Genomic DNA, 21,635 nt, shown 5'->3' on the forward strand with positions numbered 1-21,635 from the left:
TACAGCTGCAGTTTAATTCCTGTGGTCGTAACGGATTTTCAATTTCACAACTTCAAACCATGCAACAGAAACAAATCCAGTGGTTATGCTGAACAAAAGCGCGGAGGAACTAAGTGTGCTGAACCCAAAAAAAACAGCAAATGGCGGCCAGGATATCAAAGCGGCAGCAACCAGCGTGGTGATAGCTATTATAAAGGGAACCATGTTGTTCTTGTAGGTAATCACGGTGAGCAGCGAATAAAAGAAAGAACGGTTCACCAGGGTCAGGAAAATGTTCGCTGTAATCAGGGAGACAAATACCATGGTACGCGTTGTCGCTTCATCAGCATCGTGATGAAGGGCATACCGGTAGGATCCCAAAGTGCCAAGGGTAATCATCAGGCCCTGGAAGATGCTTGTTGAGAGTTCCTTCCAATTGAAGAAGGTGGTTGTGAAAGGCCTGGGCCTTTGTTGCATGGTGTTTTCTTCCATCGGCTCGTTTTCATAGATAATCGAACAGGTAGGCCCCATGATCAGCTCCAGAAAAATGATGTGCAATGGGGTAAAGATGGCCGGATACCTCCATCCCAGCGCAAGTGGGGTGAGCACGGTCAATATGATGGGGATGTGGATGGAGATGATATACTGTATGGCCTTCTTCAGGTTGGCATATATGCGCCGTCCCATGGCGATTGCATCGACTATCTTGGAGAGATCATCTTCCTGAAGTATCAGCGATGCAGCTGTTTTGGCAACCTCAGCACCTTTTTTTCCCATGGCTATTCCGATATGGGCAGCTTTGAGTGCGGGTGCATCATTTACGCCATCTCCGGTCATGGCCACGATCTGCCTGTTGGCTTTGAGTGCATTTATAATGCGCAGTTTGGCCTCGGGAAACATACGCGTAAAAATGTTGACCGTCTCAACTTTTTCCCGTAGTTTCTCTTCAGAGAGTGTCATAAGCTCTTCGCCTGAAATACAGTCGATGGAGCCCTTTAGGCCAATCTGACGGGCTATGGCACTTGTGGTAGGACCATTATCGCCTGTGATGATTTTAACCTGTATCCCTGCAAGGTAAAAAGCTTCCAGTACCGATTTGATGTTCTTTTTTGGTGGATCATAGAAGGCGACAAGGCCCTTGAAGGAAAACTCCAACTCTTGCTGCAGCTTTGGGAAATCACTGCCATGGTAAACCGCCTCCCCGACGGCCAATATCCTGTAACCGGAGGCAGCCAGGGAAACTATTGCCTCGCCAATGGCAAATCTTTCTGCTTCATTGAGCCCGGCTAGCTGCATAATTGCTTCAGGAGCACCCTTGGCGGCGATGATGCGCGTATGGTGTACGTCTTCAAAAATATGGGTCATCATCGGTGGCCTCCCCCCGAGCGGATATTCATGGACCATATGGAAATCCGGGCGTAAGTCATGAAGGATATTTTCGGAATAGGCATTATGAAGTGCGATTTCCATGGGATCGAAAGGTATGGGCTCGCTTGCCCACATGGCCATTGTGAGCACCTGCCGGGCGGCGCTGCTTGATTTAAATTCCTCCGGATAAAAAAAACGGACGCCATCAAGGGCAAAAATACCAGCAAGAGACATCCTGTTCTCGGTAAGAGTTCCGGTCTTATCGGTACAGATCACCGAGGCACTGCCCAGGGTTTCAACAGTTTTCATCTGTTTTACAACAATGCCCATTTTGAGCATACGCCATGCACCAATAGCCATAAAGGCAGTAAAGGCCACAGGGATTTCCTCAGGCAGAATGCTCATGGCAAGCGTCAGCGCCTTGATCAGGCTATCCAGGAAATTCAGGGTCTGAAAATAGTTGATAAGCCAGACCAGGATAAATACGATCGTGCCGGCAATAACCATTTTTGTAACAAAACTGTTGATTTGTCGCTCCAACGGCGTTGCCTCTTCTTTAATGTCTGCAAGGCTTTTGCCGATCCTGCCCAGTCTTGTGCCGTTGGCAATGGCGGTAATGGTCGCAACAGCCATTCCACCAACGACCACTGTACCCTGAAAAACCGATTTATCCGGTGAGTTGAGGTTTTTATAGACCGGGAGCGACTCACCGGTGAGCAGGCTTTCATCCACGCAGAAGTCATGGGCATAAATGATCGTTCCGTCGGCCGGAACGGTCCTTCCCTCCTCAACCATGAGGCAATCCCCGATAACGAGTTGCCGGGTCTCTAGTTCCAGTATCTTCCCATCCCTGATGACTTTGGAAACAGGACGGGAAAAAGTTTCCAGTTTTGCCAATGCACGCCGGCTTCGGGAGGATTGAAAGAGTGATATCCCGGCAACGGTCAATACGGCAAAACATAGAAATATTCCGTCGGCCATGTTTCCGGTCAAAAAATACATTACCGATATGATGATCAGAAGAATGACCATAGGCTCTTTGATCACATTTAGGAGCTCCGCAATGACCGGGTGTTCCTTTTTGCGGGATAGTACATTAGATCCAAATTTGGCTCTGGAGCCGGCCACTTGGGCGTCTGTGAGACCCTGGAAATAATAATCATTGTTTTGCATACAGGTGGAACGCCGCTGATGGGGTGTGTCTCAAATTTATACCATGACAGCTTTTTGGGTGATGATGATGGTCATCGGGAAAGATGATTTGAGATGAACCGGCATTATCTTAGTCTGTTCAATATCCCACTCTTGCGGGCAAAAGCTTTGGGGGATGACGGGAAACAGATTCTGCCATGACCGCAGTCAGCTGCGAAGCGTATCCTATTGGTCATATTTAATCAGTAAAAAACAATGATCGTGAATAAGATGTGCAAAGAAAAAAAACCGATGATCCTGGTGCTGACCGAGTTTAGCAAAAGGGATCGAAATGCCTCAGACGCAGCACTCAAACTGGGCATAAAACTGGGCTTGGACCTGATTTTGTTGCATGCCTACACCCAACGTTATAGCCCCGGCATTATGCATCCCCTTGAGGATGCAAGCTACCTCTCCTCTATCGAGAAACATTTCGAGCTGGAAAAGGAAAGGCTCCAAAAACAGTTGCAGGAAATGGAAAAATCTGCCTTCCGGCCCAACATCGAAAGCTACGGAAGCGATGGCGCATTATCCCAAGGCGTGTGCGATCTTCTGGAACAGGAAGACATCGTGCTGATTGTTATGGGGGGACGTCCGCTAAAAAACAATGACTATTTGTTTTGTACAGAAATTGATGAAATCCTTTACACTACCCAGCGGCCTATTCTGGTGGTTCCGGAGCAGCACGCATTAAAGGTCTAATCCCAAAACATCTACACCCATGAAACATCACGAACGTCCTTTATACGGCAAAATCTTTTCCGGGCCGACACCTGCCGGGGAAATGACCTACCCTTTTCCGGACTTGCCTGCCGCAATTAACAGACACTTGCAGGGCAAGGGACTGGAGCATAGAATAAGGCCCGAAAGCGCATTTGTGGAATGGGCGGAGGCCAGTATCAAATTTTCGCCCAAGGGGAAATGGCACCGTGTTGGGATGGAGCAATTCAATCAGATCGATAAACCCGGACGGTCTGTCCAAATGCGGATTCCTTTCTTCGGTCCCTTTCACCTCCTTGGCCGCGATCATTACTGGTCCGGCCAGGGAAGTCTTCAGTTGAACCTGAATAACCTTTTTTGTTTGGACAGGTGCTCCGGAAGAGACACTGCCCAATCAGAGCTGGCCGTTACGCTCGCCGAGGCACTCATTATTCCGGCATACCTGCTTATGCCCTATATCGAGTGGCAGGAACGTTCCGCGCATTATCTGCATGCGACCATTAGGGATGCAGGAACGCGTGCTGCAGGGGATTTCACTATCGGAGAGGACGGGGAGCTCATGGGTTTTTCGACCAACGACCGCTTCCTGAGGCATAACGGGGAGCTCCTAAGGACGCCATGGCGGGTGGAAATCATAAAAGATGTAAAAACCAATCAAAGCACGATACGGGCAATCTGGAGCACCCGCCGGGGCGACTGGGAATATTTCAGGGGCAGGGTTGCGGCCGTCCACTATAAATATCCCTGTACCGACAACCCCGACTGAACCCGGGTTTGGTATCGGCAGGCGATGATCGGGCATTGGATGTGTACCCAAATTGAACGCCTTAATCTTCAGATAAGCCGTTTCTGATCCGGCGGAAAGACGAATAAGGGGATCCGGATAGAGTCCGAGATTCTCTTTGTAGAGCTGCCCATGAACAGGTCCTGAAAAAAACTGTGGTGCCTGTGCACCATGACGAGCATATCCACCTGGGAACCGGTCAGGACGTAGTCAATTCCCTCATCGACGCTTTTTGAGATCACCTCCCTGAAATATATATTGGGATAATCCACCTTATTGGAAACCAGTTTCAAAAAAGTGTCTGCGTAACTGCGGTCATCTTCCTTGGGGTTTTTACTGTGTATGATTAAGATATCAGCATTGAAGGGCCTCATCATCTCAGCCATTATAGCGATCAAGGGAATATCCTTGACATTGTAGTCCGAGGCAAAGGCGATCTTTTTGAACTTACGGAATGCGAACGATTCGGGGATGAGCAGCAGCGGAAGTTCGCAATTCTCAATGGCCGACCTTACCGTGCTTCCGCCCAGGATCCTGTTGATCCGTGGGGCCTTGGTGATGCCCATCACCACCAGGTTCATCCTTTCATGCTCAAAACGCCTGCTCAGTTCCTCTGTCACATTGCCAAGGATGGATTTGCCATGGATTTCGGGCTTAAAGTCCAAAACCTCATAGGAATCCCTTATTTTTTGTGAAAGCTTCCCGGCAAGTTCGTTGAGCTTTTTGTCCGAATCAGCACAGAGGAGCTCCGTTTCATCCTCGGGGAAGTGAAGTGAGGCTGCCAGCGGAGTCTGCACCGGAACGGGCAGGATGTTCATCAGTTCAACGCTTGCGCCGATTCTGCAGGCAAGTGCGCTTGCAAAATATGCCGCGTTATTGGCAGCCGGCGTAAAATTAACGGGCACAAGGATCTTTTTCATGAGCTTTTCTTTATCTTTTTTTGTATACGATCTGCAAGGCAGGGACTGGCCGGCGCGGCATCTATTTTATTTTTCCCGCAAGTTGCTGTGTTACCGGAAACATCAGGCCCTCCAGAACAGCATCCCTTTTATAGATATCGGGATAGGAAGTGAAAATCCCATCCACAATTTCGCATGTCAGGTAGGTGATCATGACGGGCACCGGACGGTTCAGTCCAAAGGTCTTCCTTTTGAGTTTTGCCATCGACAGGTCCAGTGAGGGAACCTTTTCCGGTGATCCGTCATACTTCAACAGCAGTGCGGCCAGTTTGCCTGCATCCTCCACACGCACGCATCCGTGGCTAAAAGACCTTAAATCTTTTTTGAAGAGTTTTTGATCGGGCGTATCGTGAAGGTAGATATCAAAGCGGTTGGGAAAGCGGAATACAATCCTGCCCAGGGCGTTGTCACATCCCGGGGATTGCCTGGCTGAGTATCGGTTAGGATAACGTGCTATTTCCAGCAGGTTCTTTCGGGATGCGGCAATAAGATTGCCTTTTTGATCATAGATATTGTATTGGTTGTTGGCCATAAAACCGGAGTCCCTCAGGGCCTTTGGCAGGAGCTCCCTGGAAAATATCTTAGCGGGCACCTTCCATTCCGGAGCGGTGGTCATGTAGTTGATGGTGCTTTCCAGCTCAGGAGTCGGCGTAGAGGGATTGCCAACAATCGTTCTGAAGACAGAGATGCTGTCTGCATGGATGACCTTGAGCGTAAAAGCCGGGATATTGATTTGGATAAAATACCGGTTACCGGAATTTACCCAGCGCAGGCGTTCCATGTTGATGGCAATTCTTCGGGCATCACCCTCGGGGAATTCATAACAATCATCGATGTATTGTCCTTTTACCAGATGGAGATAGTCCTGTAACAGTCTGTACATTTCTGTTGCAGGCTGTGCGGATACGACCGCCTCCATAAAGCTTTTGGACTTAAGGGCACCGGAAAGGTGTTGAACCGGATCAAAGGCCAACGGCCTTTTGCCGGACTCCAAAACCTGTCTGGCATAAACCGGGTTAAATTTACCATAGTGAAGGTGGTTGATCAGGGTGATGAGCGCATCGGTCAGGTAAACATCGTAATTGACCTTCGATTCGATGGGCGCATTTTTCTGCACGAGCGGACGCAACCTGTCATAAGTGAGGTATTCGGGATGAAAATCCGCTCTGTTCAGCCCGAACTGAAGCACACAGTCCATCAATAGCATGGACTTATAGATTTCTGTTTTTACGGTGTCCGGCCTCACCCAGGCCAGGGAAAAGTTTCTTTTGCCGTAAAACTGCTTTACAAGGTTCGGGTAGTTCAATTTGGGCGACAGGCGACTGATCGACGAGCTGATCCCGAGAGAGTCAGCGGGATAATCGTTTTTTCTCGTCCCCCTGTTTTCAGGAGAATCGGCCAATGCGGTTGCATTGACCAAAAAAAGGAAAATCATGCAACCAAAGGCGATCCATATTCGTTGGAAAGCATTCTGCGGGCTAAAAAATTTCGTCGTTTTCATAATCTGTCGATTTGGATGCTCAAAGTTTCGTTTTCTGTAGGCAGTAAATAATGACCGGGGTCATTGTACGGACTAATTTTCGACAGGATCGAAAGCAAGATTATGGGCTTTCCATAAGCCAGCCAAAGGGACGCAAGGCCCGGGCAGGCCTTAGTCCAAAACGGTCGATGCTGTGCAGTTTGATGAAGGTCTCGGCCCGGGAAATATCATCGGTAAAAAGGCAAAGTTGCAGGTCCAGGTCCGTAATCGTTCCGCTATCGCGCATATGGAGCATATGGGCAAAAAGCTTTTCATGGTATTGCTTACCGAATATGATAATGGGAAAGTCATGGATCTTGCGGGTCTGGATCAGGGTAAGCGCTTCAAAGCATTCATCGAGTGTTCCATAGCCGCCAGGAAGCACAACAAAAGCGTAGGAATATTTTACCAGGAGAATCTTCCGGGTAAAAAAATATTTCATGTGAACCCATTTGTCCAGGTAGGGATTTGGCTTTTGTTCCTTCGGAAGCGCGATATTGCAGCCTACCGAGCGGCCGCCCACATCCCTGGCTCCACGGTTTGCCGCTTCCATCAGTCCGGGTCCGCCGCCGGTCATGATGGTAAATCCCAGCCTTGCAAAGGCAGCGGCAGCCTTTCTGGCAAAAATATATTCGGGGTGGTCGGGGGAAACCTCGCGGATCCAAAAAATGTAATGCAAGGGCCGACGAAGTGCAGCCCCCTGAAGCCCCTTATCAGATCCATCATCGTACGGATGACAAAAAGGAGCTCCTTGGTCCGCGAGCGGGGACCCTCCAGGAATTTTATCTCTGATTTATGGTTCATGGTCTCTGGCGGGGATAAGAATGTTTGATCAGTAGCGACTGACCGGAAATAATAAGAAAAGACTATCGGTGACGGTTTGTGCGGATGTCCAGGGCCATATACAAGGGGCAGAAACCAAATATCCCTGTCCACAGGAGCATCCCGGCAAGGCTAATGAGTATAATCTCGGCAGTCCCTGCAAAGACACCGAACAGATATGCGGGTATGATTGCTATGGCAAGTAGGGTGCGAAGCGTCCGGTCCAGCATGCCCATGTTCGTTTTCATTTCCATAAATTTCAAATTTAAGTGGTGGTAGATTTTTATGATTTGGACAGGTTATCACTGGACATGGCCCGTCCCTGCACTGTTCCCGCAAATTGAACATATACGAAAGAACATCAAATGAGCATGGTCATAGCCCGGGATGATCTTCAGAAAAAGCGAAAATAAAAGCGCATACATCTGATCCTGCGCTGCTAATTGCCGTCATGGTCAGCGGTGATCCTGATCATAAGCCGGGCAAGGGAATAGCGTTAATTTTATTGGGACTTAAAAAAGAAGAACATGCAAAAAGATCTGAACTTGAACCATGTGGAAGCATCTGTAGCCGGCCAACGGGTTGAGCTGACCTCTTACGGGGCTGCAGAGACCGTTACCGGCTCCAAACACCTTCTGCACACCCCAAATATGGATATCCTTATCGATTGCGGACTTTTTCAGGGAATAAAGTCATTGCGTCGCAAAAACTGGGACGATCCGGGTTTTGATGTTGATCGAATTGATGCATTGTGCCTCACCCATGCCCACCTGGACCACTGCGGATATATTCCCAGGCTGGTGGCCTCGGGCTACCGTGGAAAGATATTCATGACCGCTCCCACCCGGGAGCTTACCGAGCTTATCCTGCGGGACAGTGCAAAAATCCAGGAAGAGGATGCCTGGAAGGCGAACCGTCATGGCTATTCACGTCACCATCCTGCCAGGCCCCTTTATACACTGGCTGAGGTGGAGCGTTCGCTTCATCAGTTTGTGGTGGTCGATGCCGATGTCGATATCAGCCTGGGTGAACAAATCAGTATGAGGTACATCCCTTCGGGCCATATTCCCGGAGCCTGTTCCATATCCTTTACTGTTTACGATAGAAAGATCCTTTTTTCCGGGGACATAGGAAGGACCCAATCGGGATTTCTGGAAGCGCCCGAACATGGACCCCTTTCGGATTTCGTGGTAATGGAGTCCACCTATGGTGACCGTTTACATGAGCAGATCAGCGCGGAAAGCGAATTACAGGATGCGATAAATACGACCCTGGATCACGGTGGAAATATCATGATACCTTGTTTTGCCGTTGGAAGGGCCCAGGAAATTATCCGGATGCTTTTTCTGCTCAAAGCGGACGGCAGGATTCCCGGCGAGGTTCCTGTCTACCTTGACAGCCCCATGGCTGCCGCAGCTTCAGAGATCCTTTTACGCTTCCCGGAGTGGACAACACTTAGCGAGGGCGAATGCCGGGCGATGATGAAAAGCGTTGTGATCAATGAACGACACGAGGGCACGATCGGTATTATCCGAAACCGCAAAAGCAAGATCATCATCGCCGGAAGTGGCATGCTTTCCGGGGGAAGGATTCTGGAATACCTCAAGCACTATGTCGGGGAGGATCGCAATTGCCTCATTCTTTCGGGATTTCAGGCCGAGGGTACCCGTGGTCGGGCCCTGAAAGAAAGTACCCACGAGTTGCGTATAGAAGGGCAATATTTTCCGGTAAGATGCCGAACCATTTCATTGAATAATTTGTCTGCACATGCAGATCAGCATGAACTTATCGAGTGGCTTAGACTGTCAGCAAAAAAAGATGCCGGCGTTTTCCTTGTGCACGGAGAACCCGGCGCACAGGAATCCCTGCGGGTAAAGATCCGCGATACGCTGGGGTTTGAGGCGCATATCAACCGGCAAGGGGAAAAGACAAAGCTTTTTGAGATTCCTGTCCAAAAGCCTGCAGAAGCTTAGCCTAAGGGTCAATACCCGGATCATGATCATCAAAGGCCGGAAAAGGAAGCAAAAGATGATAATTAATCAAAGATAAAAAGAATTCAAAATGGAAATACAGACACCCTTGCAGCCTTTTGTGCTCAGTGAAGTGCAATTGAAAAAAATGGACGCCTATTGGAGAGCAGCAAACTATCTTTCTGTTGGCCAGATATACCTTTATGACAACCCCTTACTCCGGGAGCCTTTGGCGATTTCACACGTTAAGCCAATTGTTGTAGGCCACTGGGGAACATCCCGGGGCAGAACTTCATATATGTGCACCTGAACAGGGTGATCAAAAAATTTGATCTGAACATGCTTTACATCTCCGGACCCGGCCACGGGGGACCTGCACTTGTGGCCAATACCTATCTGGAGGGTAGCTACAGCGAGACCTACCCGGATATCAGCGAGGATGAGCAGGGAATGAAAAAGCTTTTTACGCAGTTCTCCTTCCCAGGAGGAATATCCAGTCATGTGGCACCGGAAACTCCCGGATCCATGCATGAGGGCGGCGAACTTGGCTACTCCCTGAGCCACGCATTCGGGGCGGTTTTTGACAACCCGGATCTCATCGCGGCCTGCGTGGTGGGTGATGGCGAGGCCGAGACGGGGCCATTGGCCACGGCCTGGCATTCCAATAAGTTCCTGAACCCACAAAGAGACGGCGCAGTACTTCCTATACTTCACCTAAACGGATACAAGATCAGCAACCCAACCATCTTTGCCCGCATCCCCCATGAGGAACTCGAACAGTTCTTTCTCGGCTGCGGGTGGAAGCCATACTTTGTAGAAGGCTCTGATCCCGGTGAGATGCACCGGAAAATGGCAATGGTCATGGAAGGGGTCATTTCAGAGATCAAAACCATCCAGGCGGGCGCCAGACTGGAGGGCAATCTTGCAAGGCCGAAATGGCCGATGATCGTCCTTCGCTCCCCAAAAGGCTGGACCGGTCCCAAAGAGATCGGGGGCAAAAAAATCGAGGGCACCTTCAGGGCCCATCAGTTGCCCGTTGCGGTTGACGGCCAGCATCCCGAAAATGTGAAACTTCTCGAAGAGTGGCTGAAGAGTTATCATCCTGAGGAACTTTTCGATGCTAGCGGACGTCTCCATGCTTCCCTTGCCGCGCTTTCACCTAAGGGAAATGCCAGGATGGGCAGCAATCCCCATACCAATGGCGGGCTGCTTCTGAAAACGCTCAGACTGCCTGACTACCGAAATTTTGCCTTTAACACCGGCCGTGCAGGTGCATCCATGGCGCAGGCCACCATGATCTTGGGTCGTTTCCTGGCCGGGGTGATGTTGCTCAATACAGATAACTTCAGGCTTTTTGGCCCGGATGAGACGATGTCGAATCTTTTGGGTGCTGTCTTCCAGGCCAGCGAAAGGCAATGGACCGCGGAGATGATCCCGGGTGATGAATTCCTATCCCCGGCAGGACGCATCATGGACGGGCAGCTCAGTGAGCATCAGTGCCAGGGCTGGCTGGAGGGCTATCTGTTGACCGGAAGGCATGGAATTTTCAACAGCTATGAGGCTTTCATCAGGATTATAGACTCCATGTTCAGTCAACATGCCAAGTGGCTGAAGGTCTGCAACGAACTGAGCTGGCGGGCTGATATTGCCTCCCTAAATTACCTTCTGGCCTCACACGTCTGGCAGCAGGACCATAATGGCTTTACCCATCAGGATCCGGGCTTTCTTGATCATGTGATCAGTAAGAAAGCGGATGTGGTGCGGGTCTACCTGCCTCCTGACGCCAACTGCCTGTTATCGGTGATGGACCATTGTTTGCGTAGCAGGAACTATGTAAATGTGGTGGTTGCGGGAAAGCATCCCTTGCCGCAATGGCTGGATATTGAGGCGGCATCTTCGCACTGTAGCCAGGGCATTGGAATATGGCCATGGGCGGGCAATGACCGGGATGGCGAACCTGACATCGTCATGGCAAGTTGTGGGGATACGGTAACACTGGAAATGCTGGCCGCGGTGGATATCCTCAAAAAAGAGCTGCCCCAGGTTCGGGTGCGCGTGGTCAATGTGGTCGATCTGATGAAAATGCAATCCATCCAAACCCATCCTCATGGGCTGAGCGATGAGGATTATGATTCCATCTTTACCCGTGAAAAACCTGTCCTGTTCAATTTCCATGGATACCCCTGGTTGATCCATCAGCTCACCTATAAAAGGGCAAACAGAAACCTTCACGTAAGGGGCTATATCGAGGAGGGCACGATTACCACCTCATTTGACCTCAGGGTTCAGAACAGGATTGACCGGTTTCACCTGGTGATAGCGGTCATCGACCTCCTGGGCAACCTGGGTACCCGGGGTGACTACCTGAAACAGCAGCTGCAGGACAAACTCCTGGAGCACAAACATTATGTGCATTGCTATGGAAAGGATATGCCCGAGATTTCAGATTGGATCTGGGATGAATTTATAGAATATTAACAAAAAGCGGATAGATGAGGGAATAACCCTTTCTATCCGTTTAAAGGTGGACAGATGAACAGCAAGATCCAACGGTCTTGGCTGCTCCCTTTTTAACAACTGATTATCCACAGAAGCATACCGACAGCTTAAATGACGAGATCAAAATCCCTCTTGCATCAAGCATAGCGGGCAGCAGCTATCATTTTGCAGACAGATTTAACAGGCGCTCTTTGCAGTCAATGGTATAGAACCTAAACCTGCCTTTTTCAAAGTCTAAGCCTTGCTTTTCATCCAGATACACGCGTCCCAGGTTTTTTATGATTTTACCGGTTCCCAAGATAAGCGAATCGCCGGACTTTAAAAAAGCGAGGGGGTTGGTGAACACCGTCTTCGCATTCTTATCTGATTGGAACCTGTACTGGACAAAAAGAGTGTCCCCCGAGAAACTCCCCGTAAACTTGCCGGTGTTTTTTCGATGGTCGGCGTATCGGATGATTAGGTTACCTGTCACGGCACGCTGAGTATAGTTATTGATCATCAGGAATGCGGAATCACTGCCGTCCACAGCCAGATAGCAGCTTTTGGTGGAGGCGATATTCATCAGCGTTTCGGCATCCTTTTTATTGGAGGGCTGCCTGCACATCAATAACAATGACACCCCGAATAGACTCAGGTATAAGTATCTAGTTTTCATTGCTTTTGCTCTCCATGGTATTGGTGTTTTTATGTATGTTTGCTTTTTCGATGTATTTCGGCGGGAATACCAGCAGCGGAATGGTGGTATACCTGGCAAACCGCTTGGTCCTTGACCCTGCAAAAAGCTTATCCAGCAGGTGGTGCTTTTGGTGGCGCATGGCCACCATGTCGATATCCGGCTGTTCGGCAATCCACTCCAGTCCCTGATCAACATTCTTGTTCCATACCGGCTCATAACGCAGCTTGTTATAACCGGTCAATATCCGGATCTGATCAACAAAATCCTCTCCTATGGACTGAATCCCGGTATTGAGATCATCGCGCATATCTATTACATGGAGCACGCTGACTTCAGCTTTGAACCAGGATGCCAGTCGGCATATATACTCCAAAGGCTTGATATCCAGCGAAGAAAGCGCTCCGGCAAAGACTATTTTTTTAATGCCATGAAAATCTGCACCATAAGGCACCAGGAGTGTCGGACGATCCCCCTTATCGGTGATACCCATAGCGTTGCTTCCCAGAATAAAGTTTACCAATCCTCCGGCTCCGGAAAGTCCCATAACCAGCAGATCAACATCCATTTCATCGGAAATCCGGTTGATCACCGACAGCACCGGTCCCTCGGCACACTGATAGTCTACTACAGGACATGGTGAGGTGGCACCATCGGGACAGGATTCATCAAGCAATCGTTTCATTACCGCATCAAGTTCGCCGGAAAGACTGGTTTTGATGTCCTCATTGTCAATCACGGGCCATAGCCCGCTTTCAGCTACCGGCACCGGATAAGTAAATGCATTTACCAGGGTGACGCGGGCGTCTAAGGTTTTTGCAATAGCGATGGCATAGTTTGCCGCATTTTCTGCAGGCACGGAAAAATCTGTCGGAACAAGGATCTTTTTCATTTTTTTATCTTTATGGGTTTGTTTTTTGAAAGACTTCCGGTTTCCCCTCCCAAAAGCCCTTACGCATCAAAAATAATCAAAAGGGTATCCCTTGAAGATGACGGGCGTCAGTGGAAATGATAACCTGAGACATTGACCAAAGATGATCATAGGCTGATTTTTGCTAAGCTAAAACGAGGGAAAATGAGGGGATACCAACAATCATGATCATGGTCAAAAAGCATGGGGTTCTGTTGAGGCCAGGTGATGAATCCTTTGAATCCATAGCCGTGCTGAACCCGGCGGTGCTCCGTGAAGGCGGGCAATTACTAATGCTCTACAGGGCGGTAAGTCCCCAGGGAATTTCCAGTATCGGCCTTTGCCGGTTCAAAGGGCCACTGCGGCTCGCCTGGCGGGAGAGCGTGCCTGTTTTAAAACCTGCCGGAGCGGCGGAACGGATGGGCATTGAAGATCCCAGATTGGTCAGGATCGACGGGCACTACTTATTGAGCTACACCGCCTATGACGGGATGAACGCACTGGGCTCGGTCTGTACCTCAGTTGATCTGGGCACTTTTGAGCGCTACGGGATTTTGGTGCCCAAAATCCTCTTTCCCGACTTCGCGACCCTTGCCGGAACATCAGGCGTGCTGAACGGGAAGTATGCCCGTTATGCGCACGACAAGATCCTTAAAAAGGGCAACAGACCACTGTGGGTCTGGGATAAGGACCTGGTATTTTTCCCAAGAAGAATCAATGAAAAATTATGTTTTCTACATCGGGTCAAACCGGACATTCAACTCGCCTGGGTAAATCAGCTGAAAGAGCTCGATGATCAATACTGGAAGGCATACCTGCGCAGCTTCGGATCCCATATTCTTTTGCGACCGAAATTTCCGCATGAGGTCAGTTACCTCGGGGGCGGCTGTCCGCCGATTGAAACCAGGTGGGGTTGGCTGGTGATTTACCATGGCGTATGCGATACCCCGGATGGGTATTGTTACAATGCCTGTGCAGCCCTTTTGGAACTCGAGCGGCCGGAAGTGGAGATCTCACGTCTTCCTTACCCCTTATTTTCCCCAACAGAATCCTGGGAGCGCGAGGGCAAAGTGAATGATGTCTGCTTTCCTTCCGGGGCTGCGCTGTTCGGCAAGCGATTGTACATTTATTACGGAGCCGCCGATTACTGTATCGCCTTCGCCTCAGTGGAATTGGAAGCGTTGTGCATGGAGCTATTGAAATACCGGAGCAGGTGAGAATCTGATGATCCCGCAATAGGGTATATTGATTTCAGCGCAAACGATGTTGATCGCCATAGGAGCGGTCAACCGGTCTTCCATCTAATCAGCGTGTTGTCCGGTGGTAAATGGCATGTCCGGTGCAGAGGTGGCAAATCCATAAGGAAAGACAAATAAAGGAATCCGGGTCCCGGAGATCATGCGCAGTACACGGTCTGTTCCGAAGAACTCCCCTATTGGATGATGTGCATGATGTTTGATGGCCAGCAGGTCCATATCGTTGTTTCTTTCCAGTACCGCTACTGCTTCCGTAAGGGTGTGCTTGTACCTGCGCTGGTAAAATATTTTTGGATAGTCTACGCTTGAGGCGATGTTATCCAGAAATTGCTTTTCCCTGGCCATAAAGCCCCTGCCTTTTTCACTCGCGCGAAGGTTGTGAAAGATCAGCAGTCCGGAGCCAAAATCCCGGGCAATCCGGGCCAGCACGGTGATGACTTGTGCATCACCATCAGTGAAATTGGATGCAAAAGCGATCTGCCGTGGACGCAGAGCGGGAAAAGTCTGTGGAATGAGCAAAATGGGTACCTTGGACGATCTCACCAGGCTGCGAATGGTGCTGCCGGGCAAGATCCCCGAAAACCGTTCCCCGGGCTTGATGCCCATGACCACTATGTCGACAGTACTGTTCTCCAAAAGGGATTTTATGGCCGCTGACGGAATGCCTATCATCGGGCTTAGCCGGATATCAGGTTGAAAATCCGGACCCAGGAAACGGCTCGCGGCAAGAGTGAGTTCATTTGAGAGTGCCGTTAATCTGTCAAGGGAGCTCTTGTCGGCCAGGTCATAGATCCGGCCCTGGTCCAGTACCGTTCCCTCGGCGATCATGGGGACAACCGGAGAATATACATGAACAAGGATCAAATTCAACTTACAGTGACAGGCCATCTGAAGTGCATACTTCGCAGCGGCATCAGCTGCAGGTGAAAAATCTGTGGCGACCAATAATGTTCTCATTTTGAATTGGGATATATGAGGGGTAAATCTGGCAAAACCGATAACATGTCCCGATGAGGAGGATCATCCTGAGGGATGATCCTGCACTCCTCGCTCCGGAAATGATGAATGTTTCCCATAGAACTGACCATTATCAGCAATTTAGAAATGGCGTGGATTTAGCTTAGTAAGATGAAAAAGATTCTGGTAATGACGGATTTTTCGAAGGCGGCCAAAAATGCCGCCCTGAGCGCACTCGATATGGCCCTACATTTCCATGCGGAAATCCTGCTCCTGCACAGTTATCATTGGCCTCAGGTAATCTTCTTTGATCCGCCCTTGATGGACTATAAAGGGATAGAGAAAAAAGCAGACGCACGGCTGGAAAAGGAGAAAAAAAGGCTCAGCGCTATTATGCCGCCCAAAAAGGCCCGAATCAACATCCGTACCATTAACACCTTGGCTCCCCTATCTGAGGTGCTCTACGACATCCAGCAAAGTGGTGAAATCATCCTGGTGGTGATGGGCATGCATAAGGGGCATAAGAGCAGTTTTCTTTTCGGCAATCATGTTCATATTGCCCTGCGCAACAGCAATTGTCCGCTGCTCATCGTCCCCAACAGTGGTTTGCAAATAGACTGTTGCAAGATAACCTTTGCCTCAAATCTCGATAAAAATGATTTATTGCTTTTAAAAGCGCTTCAGGGAATGGCCAAGGTTTTCCATGCCGGCATCTCGGTACGCTATGTTATGGCAAGGACGGCGCTGGTCGCCGACTTTAATGAAGAAGATCATATTGCAGCTTTCTCGAATGCCCTGAGCGCAACGGATGAACTTGGCGGGATCGGCTTCAGGGTACTGGAAGGTCATTCGGTTTCACAGGCGATCGAGGGGGATTCCACCCGATCCGCTGCCCGTCTGCTGGTCATCGTAAATCGTGACCATGGATTACTTCATGAACTCTTCAGCGCTTCGCACTGCCATGAACTGTTGAAAACGCATTTGGGCTCGATACTCGTCCTTCCCGGAGGCTGGGCACCAGCTTGCGGGTGATGGTGATCACATTTGAAAGTGATCCCGGTCATCGCAAACGGGAAAATAAGGGCGCATATTTAAAAAACCCTTTTTTATGTGTCCTTGCGGGAAACCCTTTATGATTTTGGGTAATATAGCTGCGAGATATACCCGCGAAAGCCACAAAACAACTATAAGGAATAATCCAGGCAAAAATGTGTACCTTTATCAAACAGGCTAATATGTCTCCAAAATGCGCGATGAACAAGACCACCGGAATTGGCTTCGATCCTTTATTTGATAATGCCTCCATGGGCATCATCGTTGCCGACGAAAAGGGTAATATTGTCATTACCAATCCTTTCCTGGAAAATCAATTTGGCTATCAGCCCGGTGAACTCGGAGGCAGGGCCATTGAAACCCTGATTCCCGCCAGATTCAACAGCAAGCACAAGTCACATGTCCATGGCTATGCGGAGCAGCCCCGCAGCCGGCCGATGGGACTGGGACTTGATCTCTTCGGTCTGCGTAAAGATGGTACGGAATTTCCGGTTGAGGTGAGTTTAAGCAGTTACAGGACCGGCCATGGCAAATTTGTCATTGGTTTTATCAGCGACATCTCGGCAAGGAAGCAGGCGGAACTGGAGCTGAAGCTTTTAAACCAGGAACTGGAAGAAAAGGTGCTTAATCGTACACGTTCGCTGACCAGTACGGTCAAGCAGCTTGCTGAGCTGATTACCGAGACGGAGCATAAGGACAATGAACTCAACCGGGCGAACAATTTCTTGCGCAGTATATGGGGGCACGCCGAGGTAATCCTTTATGTTACCGATGCGAGTGGTCTTATAAAGATGTTTAATCCTGCTGCTGAAAGGGAATTGGGCTATTCGGCGGAAGAGATCATAGACAAGTTTACCCCCTCGTTCCTCCATCCTGCAGAGGTGCTGATGCAAAAGGCCGGGGCTTTGTCAGTATTGCTCAACAAACCCGTGAGCGGGGACTTTGAGGCACTGAAGATCCGGGCCGATATGGGCATGCCCAATGAACAGGAAATCCTGCACTTGAGAAAAAACGGAACACAGTTTCCCGCATCGCTCACCCTTACGGCCATGCATACTGCAGCAACAGGAGAGATCGAGGGCTACCTGGGCATCGCAATGAACATTTCAGAACGCAAGAAGGCTGAGGAAGAAATTCTGCAAAGCCTGAAAAAGGAAAGGGAAGCAAATGAGTTCAAGTCCAGGTTTGTCTCGATGGCCTCACATGAATTCAGAACACCTTTGAGCACCATTCTCTCCTCGGCCTATATCATTTCAAAATACACTACCACGCAGGAACAGGAAAAGCGGCAACACCATGTAAACAGGATCGCCACCATGGTACAATCATTGACTGACATACTCAACGACTTTTTATCACTTGAAAAGATCGAGGAAAACAAGGCGGTAACCCATAACAGCAACTTTGATTTGGCGGAGTGCCTGAGTGAGGTCGTCATAGAGCTGGAGAGCCTTAAGGGCAAGGGACAGTACATTTCCCTCAGCCATAGCGGCCCATCCCGCGCGTATCTTGACCGGGTGATGCTCAAGCATATCATGGTCAACCTGCTTTCCAATGCCATCAAGTTTTCGCCCGAAGACGGGCTGATTGAGGTCTTGAGCGCAGCGGAGGAAGATCAGCTGCGCATTGTGGTGAGGGACAAGGGAATGGGCATTTCAATGGCCGACCAGGCGCATCTCTTTGAACGTTTTTTCCGAGGCGGCAACGTCTCCAACATTCAGGGCACCGGTCTGGGGCTGCACATCGTATCGAGGTATACGGGGCTAATGAACGGCGACATCTCTTTCAAGAGTGTTTTGGGGGCGGGCAGTGAGTTTATTTTAACATTCAAAACCAAATCAGGATGACCATGAAGAAAATTTTAGTCATTGAGGACAACAGGGAGATCAGGGAAAACCTTGCCGAGCTGCTCAGGCTTGCCAGCTATGAGGTGTATGAGACGGAAAACGGCAAACAGGGTGTGGAAATGGCCCTAAAGACACGGCCGGATCTTGTGCTGTGCGATATCATGATGCCTGTATTGGATGGTTATGGGGTATTGCTGATGCTGCAGAAAAATCCGATTACGGCAAACATCCCTTTTATCTTCCTGACGGCGAAATCTGAGCGGATGGAGGTGAGAAAGGGCATGGAAATGGGCGCCGATGACTATATTATAAAGCCCTTTGACGGAACCGACGTAATCAATGCCATTGAGGGCAGACTTCGTAAGGCCGCGGCCCTGAGAGATGAAGTCATTTCCGGAATCAGCGGCATGAACAGCTTGATCAGCCTCGATGGCGGCAAAGACTATCTGGACATGCTCCGGGAAAGCCGCACGGAAAACCACTATAAAAAAAAGCAGATCATATATACCGAGGGCAACCTTCCATCAAAGCTTTTCTACCTGATAAAAGGTAAGGTCAAGGCCTTCAAACGAAATGCCGACGGGAAGGAACTCATTATCGGACTCTACAACCAGGGGGACTTCTTTGGTTATCTTCCATTGCTCGAGGGCCGAAACTACCGGGAATCTGCAGAGGCGTTGGAAGATACGGTGGTTGCGGTGATTCCCAAGGGGGAGTTTGAATCGCTCATGGGCAGTAATCCCCAGGTGATGAAAAAGTTCATTTCGCTGCTGGCCAGGAACCTGAACGAGAAAGAGGACCATTTACTGGCGACCGCATACAATTCCCTGCGCAAAAAAGTTGCCGACACACTGGTATCCATCCATGAAAAATACAACCCCTCCCAACAGGAAACCTTTCAAATCGACCTCACGCGCGAGAACCTGGCTGCCATGGCGGGCGTGGCCAAGGAGTCCATGATCCGGATGCTGGGGGAATTCAGGGACGAGCGGGTGATTTCCATCACGGAGAGTGTTATCCACATTGAGGACCTGGGCAGGCTCAGAAAGATGCACAACTGATTGCGCAGTCTGCAAGGTTTAAAAAACCAGGCCTGCGCATGCAGGAAACCTGGTTTGATTGTTTTTGGGCTATTCTTTGGGGATGTGCTAAAAAGAAAATTCCGGTTGCTCAACCTGCAGGTGGCTTTCGACCTGCATCACCCCCGGCGCGGACCATGCGGCATGCTCAGCCTGCTCTTTTTCTGCAAAAGAATTTACCGTTCCCTTCAGGGTAACCTTGTCACCATCGATCGATATCTTAAGGTTTGCCGCATCAAGGATGGCATTGCGGGTGAAGGCCGAGGTGATCTGACGGCTGATCTCCGAGGAGGTTGCCCGGGGCTTTAGGGTAATGAGGTTGATCACCGACTTAACCCCCAACAGGTGCTCCAGGGCCTTCCCCGCACCATTTTTCTGAAAGGCCCAGTCCACCTGTCCTTCCAGGCGTACCACGCCGTCCTCCACTTTGATCTTTATCTTTCCTGTTGGACCGCGGTGTTCCACTTTAGGGCATTTACCACAGCAGCTGCGATTTCGGCGTCTGTTTTGCGATAGACTGGCGCCAGGCCGACCTGGATGTCCTCAGCTATGGCCCTGACACCTGAGATGCGTTTTGCTGCATGCTCTGCAGCCAATTTTTTGGAATAACTGTCCACTTCACCCGAGAGGGTAACAATGCCCTCCTTTACCGCTACGCCAATCTCCGCTGCGTTCAACAATGGTTCCCATTTGAGTTCATCCAAAACATCCTTTTGGATCTGGTTGTCTGTTTTCATGATTTCTGAATTAAATATGTTTACTGTTTCAATTCATCAAATAGCGTGAATTTCTTTGTGCGCCCAAAGAATGGCGGTCAGTGCCCGGCATGATTATCATTACTGTTGAGACCTGGGGCAAAGCCTTATGGAGTACCTTTTGCATTAGATGAAGCAGGAAGGTTAAACCTTTCGGCCAGCGCCAGCCTGGCGGCACGGATCCGTGTCTTCACCGTTCCGATGGGCTGCGAGGTGGCCTTGGAAATCTCATGGTATTTATATCCGACATTGAACATGTTCACTGCCTCGCTCACCTTTACGGGAAGGTCTGAAATCACGCGGTTTACATCATCCAGGATAAACTTTCCAAAGACCGGGCTGATAGAGGAGATCTCTCTGTGCGAGGAGGACAGCAGGAGCTCATGATCGCGTCTTTTACCGTTCCGCCTTGCCTGGTTGATAAAGGTATTTCGCATGATGGTGTATAACCATTTGCGAATGTCGGTGTCCAGGCTGAACTTTTCATAGAAACGGAGCGCCTTTAGCAGGGTATCCTGCACCAGATCCTCTATTTCCTGCGTTTCGTGGACAAAGTGTCTTGCCATTTTATTCAGGGGATCGATCTCCGGAAGCAGTGCTGCCTCAAAAGACTTCCTTTTATCAAATAAATCCGTCGTGTTATCCATGGGCAATGAGAACTTTTGAATAAGTGTTTTAACGTTTGGCGTCATGCCGGCAGAACTCCTTTAAGCGACCTTCCAAACTAAGCGGCCAACGGCCGGAAGGTTTCGGATGGCCGCAAGGGTATTGCAGCGGCGTTGTTCAGGATATTTTTACATGCTTTTTGATCGGCGTGAGCTTACCTGATTTGCGCAGGGTGAGTGAAAGAATGCCATCACGGTACTTGGCGCTGATATCATCGGGTGAGACATTTTCAGGCAGCGAGAAGGCACCGCAAAAAGATGATCGGGAAAACTCCCTCCTGAGATACCCCTCTTCGTCCTTTCCGTCATGTTCGGCCAGAATATTGAGCACGCCATCCTCGATATTTATCGAGAAATCCTTTTTACGAAACCCCGGTGCGAGGATTTCCAGTTTGATCTTACTGTCCCTTTCGATGACATTGACGGGTTTTTTCATTTCCCCGGGCTCATCGAAGAATTCCGGATCCCAAAAGTCCTCGACCATTGAGCTCACCTCCTTTGTTTTTAAATTTTCCATTATCAAATCTGTTTAATTTTCTTTCCCAAAGTTATCCTGTTTGAGAACCGCCGGTATTGACCCCGGTCATTGGCGCCGATGAGCTTGCTCACGCCTGTCGGGCCCGGCTTGG

Annotated in this window: 19 protein-coding genes and 1 pseudogene; 8 read left to right on the plus strand and 12 right to left on the minus strand. The window is 49.7% G+C overall.

Annotated features, from left to right (window positions below; all coding sequences use genetic code 11):
- Positions 1-12 precede the first annotated feature (12 nt).
- Positions 13-2,520, minus strand: coding sequence for a cation-translocating P-type ATPase (locus ACZZZI_RS18630; RefSeq protein ID WP_463490606.1), 2,508 nt, complete (start codon positions 2,518-2,520; stop codon positions 13-15).
- Between the two features lie 234 nt (positions 2,521-2,754).
- Between ACZZZI_RS18630 and ACZZZI_RS18635 the strand changes: the two genes are divergently transcribed.
- Both ACZZZI_RS18635 and ACZZZI_RS18640 read left to right on the plus strand, forming a co-directional pair.
- Positions 2,755-3,240: a universal stress protein gene (locus tag ACZZZI_RS18635; RefSeq protein WP_463490608.1), complete on the plus strand. Its 486-nt coding sequence runs from the start codon at positions 2,755-2,757 to the stop codon at positions 3,238-3,240.
- A gap of 19 nt (positions 3,241-3,259) precedes the next feature.
- Positions 3,260-4,024 (plus strand): DUF6544 family protein, encoded by a 765-nt coding sequence (locus ACZZZI_RS18640; RefSeq protein ID WP_463490610.1) that lies wholly within the window; start codon positions 3,260-3,262, stop codon positions 4,022-4,024.
- 68 nt (positions 4,025-4,092) lie between these two features.
- On the opposite strand, the gene ACZZZI_RS18645 is transcribed toward ACZZZI_RS18640, so the two are convergent.
- The 4 genes from ACZZZI_RS18645 to ACZZZI_RS18660 all read right to left on the minus strand — a co-directional run bounded on the left by ACZZZI_RS18645 (position 4,093) and on the right by ACZZZI_RS18660 (position 7,596).
- On the minus strand, positions 4,093-4,962 hold the full coding sequence (locus ACZZZI_RS18645; RefSeq protein ID WP_463490612.1) for a universal stress protein: 870 nt from the start codon (positions 4,960-4,962) through the stop codon (positions 4,093-4,095).
- A gap of 61 nt (positions 4,963-5,023) precedes the next feature.
- The gene (locus ACZZZI_RS18650; RefSeq protein WP_463490614.1) at positions 5,024-6,502 is read right to left on the minus strand and encodes a L,D-transpeptidase scaffold domain-containing protein; all 1,479 of its coding nucleotides are present in this window, start codon (positions 6,500-6,502) and stop codon (positions 5,024-5,026) included.
- Between the two features lie 100 nt (positions 6,503-6,602).
- Entirely contained in the window at positions 6,603-7,199 is a 597-nt protein-coding gene (locus tag ACZZZI_RS18655) for an LOG family protein (RefSeq protein WP_463490616.1), read from the minus strand.
- Positions 7,200-7,386: 187 nt separating this feature from the next.
- Positions 7,387-7,596, minus strand: a complete 210-nt coding sequence (locus ACZZZI_RS18660; protein WP_463490618.1) for a YgaP family membrane protein — start codon at positions 7,594-7,596, stop codon at positions 7,387-7,389.
- Between the two features lie 273 nt (positions 7,597-7,869).
- Between ACZZZI_RS18660 and ACZZZI_RS18665 the strand changes: the two genes are divergently transcribed.
- Entirely contained in the window at positions 7,870-9,315 is a 1,446-nt protein-coding gene (locus tag ACZZZI_RS18665) for an MBL fold metallo-hydrolase RNA specificity domain-containing protein (protein WP_463490620.1), read from the plus strand.
- A 145-nt stretch (positions 9,316-9,460) separates the two neighbouring features.
- Positions 9,461-11,790: pseudogene (locus tag ACZZZI_RS18670) on the plus strand (phosphoketolase family protein).
- Between the two features lie 181 nt (positions 11,791-11,971).
- Here ACZZZI_RS18670 and ACZZZI_RS18675 read toward each other — a convergent pair.
- Positions 11,972-12,466 carry a hypothetical protein gene (locus tag ACZZZI_RS18675; protein ID WP_463490622.1) on the minus strand — a complete coding sequence of 165 codons (495 nt, stop codon included), beginning with the start codon at positions 12,464-12,466 and terminating at the stop codon, positions 11,972-11,974.
- Positions 12,456-13,376 (minus strand): universal stress protein, encoded by a 921-nt coding sequence (locus ACZZZI_RS18680; protein WP_463490624.1) that lies wholly within the window; start codon positions 13,374-13,376, stop codon positions 12,456-12,458. Before ACZZZI_RS18680 ends, ACZZZI_RS18675 begins: the two co-directional genes overlap by 11 nt.
- Before the next feature lie 209 nt (positions 13,377-13,585).
- Here ACZZZI_RS18680 and ACZZZI_RS18685 point away from each other — a divergent pair, with 209 nt between their 5' ends.
- The gene (locus tag ACZZZI_RS18685) at positions 13,586-14,611 is read left to right on the plus strand and encodes a glycoside hydrolase family 130 protein (RefSeq protein WP_463490626.1); all 1,026 of its coding nucleotides are present in this window, start codon (positions 13,586-13,588) and stop codon (positions 14,609-14,611) included.
- Between the two features lie 84 nt (positions 14,612-14,695).
- On the opposite strand, the gene ACZZZI_RS18690 is transcribed toward ACZZZI_RS18685, so the two are convergent.
- Complete coding sequence (locus ACZZZI_RS18690) at positions 14,696-15,607, minus strand: universal stress protein (RefSeq protein ID WP_463490628.1); 912 nt, start codon at positions 15,605-15,607, stop codon at positions 14,696-14,698.
- Between the two features lie 171 nt (positions 15,608-15,778).
- On the opposite strand from ACZZZI_RS18690, the gene ACZZZI_RS18695 reads away from it, so the two are divergent.
- The 3 genes from ACZZZI_RS18695 (at position 15,779) to ACZZZI_RS18705 (ending at position 19,568) form a co-directional block, all read left to right on the plus strand.
- A complete protein-coding gene (locus tag ACZZZI_RS18695; RefSeq protein ID WP_463490630.1) occupies positions 15,779-16,639 on the plus strand; it encodes a universal stress protein in 861 nt (286 codons plus the stop codon).
- Positions 16,640-16,860: 221 nt separating this feature from the next.
- The gene (locus ACZZZI_RS18700; RefSeq protein ID WP_463490632.1) at positions 16,861-18,507 is read left to right on the plus strand and encodes a sensor histidine kinase; all 1,647 of its coding nucleotides are present in this window, start codon (positions 16,861-16,863) and stop codon (positions 18,505-18,507) included.
- Between the two features lie 2 nt (positions 18,508-18,509).
- Positions 18,510-19,568 (plus strand): response regulator, encoded by a 1,059-nt coding sequence (locus ACZZZI_RS18705; RefSeq protein WP_463490634.1) that lies wholly within the window; start codon positions 18,510-18,512, stop codon positions 19,566-19,568.
- 87 nt (positions 19,569-19,655) lie between these two features.
- Here the strand turns inward: ACZZZI_RS18705 and ACZZZI_RS18710 are convergent, their stop codons facing one another.
- The 4 genes from ACZZZI_RS18710 to ACZZZI_RS18725 all read right to left on the minus strand — a co-directional run bounded on the left by ACZZZI_RS18710 (position 19,656) and on the right by ACZZZI_RS18725 (position 21,523).
- Positions 19,656-20,051, minus strand: coding sequence for a BON domain-containing protein (locus ACZZZI_RS18710; RefSeq protein WP_463490636.1), 396 nt, complete (start codon positions 20,049-20,051; stop codon positions 19,656-19,658).
- Positions 20,021-20,323 carry a BON domain-containing protein gene (locus ACZZZI_RS18715; protein ID WP_463490638.1) on the minus strand — a complete coding sequence of 101 codons (303 nt, stop codon included), beginning with the start codon at positions 20,321-20,323 and terminating at the stop codon, positions 20,021-20,023. The genes ACZZZI_RS18710 and ACZZZI_RS18715 overlap by 31 nt, the downstream gene beginning before the upstream one ends.
- Positions 20,324-20,448: 125 nt before the next feature.
- A complete protein-coding gene (locus ACZZZI_RS18720) occupies positions 20,449-21,033 on the minus strand; it encodes an RNA polymerase sigma factor (protein WP_463490640.1) in 585 nt (194 codons plus the stop codon).
- A gap of 91 nt (positions 21,034-21,124) precedes the next feature.
- Positions 21,125-21,523, minus strand: coding sequence for an Hsp20/alpha crystallin family protein (locus tag ACZZZI_RS18725; RefSeq protein WP_463490642.1), 399 nt, complete (start codon positions 21,521-21,523; stop codon positions 21,125-21,127).
- Positions 21,524-21,635: the final 112 nt, after the last annotated feature.

This window comes from Pedobacter sp. AC190, assembly GCF_979258025.1.